This is a genomic window from Endoryza foliicola, assembly GCF_050589245.1.
Taxonomy (GTDB): Bacteria; Bacteroidota; Bacteroidia; order Chitinophagales; family Chitinophagaceae; genus Endoryza; species Endoryza foliicola.
On sequence record NZ_JBOBEW010000017.1, the window covers coordinates 1 to 3,690 of the forward strand.

The following is a 3,690-nucleotide window of genomic DNA, read 5'->3' on the forward strand; positions in this document are numbered from 1 at the left end:
TCAAGCCATTGAAAAGATGCACGACTTGCTGAAAAAGCAGTAACAAATACTCTGGAAACAATCATCAGCCAGACTTTAAAATGTCAAAAAAGCAGCGTAGCTTTAGGGTAGTTCTTTGAGTTAGATGCGGCCCTCCGTTCGGGATGTTGATGCCCAACCGCTCCTATACCGCCGGAAACCAGTTTAGGTATGGGTTTAATGGGAAGGAGAATGATAATGACGTGAAAGGCCTCGGAAATCAGCAGGATTATGGAATGCGGATTTATGATCCGAGAATTGGGAAGTTTTTGAGTGTGGATCCGTTGACAAAAAAATATCCGTTTTACACCCCCTTCCAATTCGCTGGGAATTGCCCTATTTTAGCAATTGATATAGATGGATTAGAAGGTAGTCAAAACAAAAACAAAACAGAGGAAGTTGAAAAAGAAAAAAGAATTAAGGAAAATAAAGAGCGGCATATCTTCGGCACAACGATGTCTAATAATGAACTTGCTTTAGATTGGGCAAACAAAGTGCATTGGGGTGGTTATATAAAAGAAGACAAATTGCATTATTACGAGGCAATTAGTTTTAATGTGGAATATGATAACAATGGAATAGCCATAGTTACTCCGAATCTGCAAGAAAGAACCATTGAAATAAACAATGAAAATTTTGGAAATTTTGGTGCTTGGGGTACCTTCACAAGAGAGGTAGGGGGTAAAAAATCGAACTATTATGAATTGTATTCAAATTATGTTTTTGAAAAAGCTCTTTATACAGTTGGTTATTCTTCCGAAAAATTAAAATCGGAATTGCAGGCTTTAGCATGGATTGAAATTGGTGGGCAATTTTTTAACGCATTTAAAGGATTTAAGATCGGTAAAAATAAAGGGAAAAATGAGATTCCGATAAGTGAGTTTAAATATGATCCTAAGGTTCGACTCAGGGCAGTAGCTCAACCTGATGGGCACTTATTTCCTTACTCATTTGACAAGATAATTGTTGAAAATGGTATTATGGAAAAAAAGAAAGGCGGATATCTAATGTTTAAATATTTAGGAGAAAGTAATGGTAAGATAGGGTTCTATGAAATCGGAGCAACTGAAAAGGGTGTGGTCGACCATCGGCTTTTTAGGCCATTTAAAGGGCAATAATAGAACATGAAATACAAATATATAATAGTTGATGCTGAAATGAATACAACAGGAATTAGGGACGAATATCTTGGAGAAATCGAATATTCAGAACTAAATTTGCCGGTTGAATTTATCAAGATTTTTTGCGAATGGTTATCAGCTTACAACCAGTTTAATTTTATAAAGGCACACCTTTCCAAGGAAGATAAAGACACCAATATTAAAATTCTAGATGACGCTGGTTTAAGTTTTGCAAAGGAATTGAAGTTATTGATTCCCAATGGCTCAAAAGTCAGTTATTATTCCGATGCATTGCAATGCAAGTTAACTGTATAACTTTACATTACTTTTAGTTATTAGTCAGTTATTGTTGATACGATTACACAATGCACAACCACAGCAAATTGAGTATGGCATCATAATGAACATAAAGGTGTAATTCCGTTGGTCCTAAAAGCACAACTGACCGTAATGTAATAACAAAAAAAATATATGATTATGTAATGAATGACGCATAAATGACAGAGCCCCTTACGGGTTTTGCTTTTTTACAGCTTCACTTTGCTGTCCAATAGATCATTCATTCGTTTTTGAGTAGGCATTAAGTTTATGATTTTAACCAATGCATTTTTTCGTTTTCGTTCCTTTGAGAAATCAACATCTGGTGTTCTTTCAATTAGATCATTTCAAGACTGGCCAAGACTTGACATATTGTAAATTATCGAAAAGCATATCTCTTAATTTTTTACTTACAATTATTTTATTGTGAGCTTCTGCGCCACTTCCAAAAAATTCGGTAGTTTTAAAAATATCATAATTTAAGTTTTCAGCATCTTTGAATTTCGGAAAAAAACCTTCAATTTGCGGACTATATTTTTTTGAATTACACACTGTGCACATCTCATATTGTGTGGCTTCTAAATTAAGTGTGGTTTTGGTTTGTGGAATTACTAATTGAACTACGTTTGAAGCAACCCCACTTTTGTTTAAGAGTTTTACATTTTTACAAGCAATCCCCAACGGCTTAAAAATATTCCCATAAAAATCAATTTCAACGAAAATTTCATCCAAAACCCATATCAATTCAAATAGTTTTCTTTTTTTCCATAAAGGTTCTCTTTTTAAAGTGAAACTGCTTTTTTGAATGGCTCCAATTCCGCATTTTCGACATAAGTTTTTAGTATCATAAACGGCATTAACATATCCCTCAACGTCTTCAGGTTGAGGATATCCATTTTCCCATAAGCCAACGTAAACAAAATAATCACTACTCAAATAATCCTTTTTCTCAAAATCAGTTGCAACAAAATACTTTACTTTCCATTCATCTAGTAGACTGATTATGGACGAACTAAAACTATTTTTATCGAAAACTATTTTTGAATACCCTTCTTTGCACTCAACCCCTTTATGCTTAAGAATATCAACTTGCTTAAAAGACCAATCGTGAAAAGCTGAATAAGAAATTCTCATAAATTTAATTTAATCCTAATGCTTTTAAAATCTCAGGGTAATCTTTGTAAATGCTTTTAGCGATTGCCCTTACTTGATCTGCCGTCACAGTAGCTGTATTAACTGCAGTACTTGAGTTTTTATATCCAACTTCAAGCCTCCACATTGTTGTAAACTTAATGTGTTCAGCTTTAGTCAGAATTATAGAAGGCCGCTCAGAAACATGTCCGAATTCAGGAAACAATTTTGCAAACCTTTTTTCAATTAGGTGATGGGCTTCCGCACCAGCACCTCGTATAACCCCTCGCAATTCTTTATATGCTTTGACACCATACTTTGCCGCATATTGTAAAGCACCAAATTTGCCAATTGATTGTGATGCTTGTATGTATTGTCCTGCCTTCCCAGCAGTTCCCAATCCAGGTAAGGGCATATAAATTACCTGTGGACTGAAAAGCATATGTTTTGGTTTTGAGAAGAAATCTTCTTCCGAAATATCAATTTGCTTTGATTCTCCTAAAAACTTATCTGCTCTGAATATTGAATATGTTACTTTAATTCTAGTTTCATAAGAATTTGCACCATTTGGTTGAACAACTATTACATTGTATTTTACATATGTTACCGCTACAGTATTAAAATCATCATAATCGAAAGTTACGACACCTATCACCCCCGGCTGTTTTTCTCTTTCACTAGCGAAATTATTTGCTGCTGCTTGATGACCGGAGTTTAAGAAAATCTTAAATGCTACATAAGGAACACTTACCTTTTCGTGCTTATCTTTTGGAATATCGCTTTCTTTTACTTTTTCGTTAGTATCTTCAGCTTCTCCGCCATCTAAATCTATCGCAACAGTTGGTCTATTTGATGCAAATTGATATGGTGTTAGCATTGGGTATTCTGATGCTAGCGGGTCCACACTCAAAAACTTTCCAAGTCTCGGATCATAAATCCGCATGCCGTAGTCCTGCTGATTTCCGAGGCCTTTCACGTCATTATCATTCTCCTTCCCATTAAACCCATACCTAAACTGGCTTCCGACGGTATAAGAGCGGTTTGGCATCAACATCCCGAACGGAGGGCTGCTTCTAACTCAAAGAACTACCCTAAAGCTACA

4 protein-coding genes are annotated in these 3,690 nt (G+C 35.3%); 2 read left to right on the forward strand and 2 right to left on the reverse strand.

The window, feature by feature from the left end; genetic code table 11:
* Positions 1-143 precede the first annotated feature (143 nt).
* Entirely contained in the window at positions 144-1,136 is a 993-nt protein-coding gene (locus ACQ2HE_RS19695; protein ID WP_430901868.1) for an RHS repeat domain-containing protein, read from the forward strand.
* Positions 1,137-1,142: 6 nt separating this feature from the next.
* A complete protein-coding gene (locus ACQ2HE_RS19700; RefSeq protein WP_430901870.1) occupies positions 1,143-1,454 on the forward strand; it encodes a hypothetical protein in 312 nt (103 codons plus the stop codon).
* 345 nt (positions 1,455-1,799) lie between these two features.
* On the opposite strand, the gene ACQ2HE_RS19705 is transcribed toward ACQ2HE_RS19700, so the two are convergent.
* Together ACQ2HE_RS19705 and ACQ2HE_RS19710 are read right to left on the reverse strand one after the other, a co-directional pair.
* Positions 1,800-2,591 carry a hypothetical protein gene (locus ACQ2HE_RS19705; protein ID WP_430901872.1) on the reverse strand — a complete coding sequence of 264 codons (792 nt, stop codon included), beginning with the start codon at positions 2,589-2,591 and terminating at the stop codon, positions 1,800-1,802.
* Positions 2,592-2,595: 4 nt separating this feature from the next.
* The gene (locus ACQ2HE_RS19710) at positions 2,596-3,642 is read right to left on the reverse strand and encodes an RHS repeat domain-containing protein (RefSeq protein ID WP_430902496.1); all 1,047 of its coding nucleotides are present in this window, start codon (positions 3,640-3,642) and stop codon (positions 2,596-2,598) included.
* Between the last annotated feature and the right edge of the window lie 48 nt (positions 3,643-3,690).

Bases quoted from the DNA above. Each gene is read 5' to 3' on its own strand.
- ACQ2HE_RS19705 (WP_430901872.1), bottom strand. From the start codon at position 2,591: ATGAGAATTTCTTATTCAGCTTTTCACGATTGGTCTTTTAAGCAAGTT.
- ACQ2HE_RS19695 (WP_430901868.1), top strand. From the start codon at position 144: ATGTTGATGCCCAACCGCTCCTATACCGCCGGAAACCAGTTTAGGTAT.
- ACQ2HE_RS19710 (WP_430902496.1), bottom strand. From the start codon at position 3,642: ATGTTGATGCCAAACCGCTCTTATACCGTCGGAAGCCAGTTTAGGTAT.
- ACQ2HE_RS19700 (WP_430901870.1), top strand. From the start codon at position 1,143: ATGAAATACAAATATATAATAGTTGATGCTGAAATGAATACAACAGGA.